Here is a 263-nt window from a genome sequence, read left to right on the forward strand (position 1 = left end):
GACATCGCCCGTGCATGCTGGATCGGTGACTATAACGATCCGCAGAACTTCCTGTTCATCAGCCAGAGCAATGTGAGCTTCAACTATTCCAAGGTGAAGAACGCCGATTACGATGCGCTGATGGCAAAGGCCGAAAAGATTCTCGATCTCAACGAGCGTGCCAAGACGCTGGCGGAAGCCGAAAAGCTGAAGCTCGATGAGATGAGCAATATCCCGATCCTCTATTATTCGTCGCGCGCCCTTGTTTCGGACAAGATCGACGG

At 52.5% G+C, this 263-nt stretch carries 1 pseudogene; it reads left to right on the forward strand.

Going from position 1 to position 263, the window contains the following annotated elements:
* Positions 1–263: pseudogene (locus SB719_RS20850) on the forward strand (oligopeptide ABC transporter substrate-binding protein OppA); the annotation flags it as partial.

The sequence above is a fragment of the Pantoea sp. SIMBA_079 genome (assembly GCF_046940275.1).
Taxonomy (GTDB): Bacteria; Pseudomonadota; Gammaproteobacteria; order Enterobacterales; family Enterobacteriaceae; genus Pantoea; species Pantoea borealis.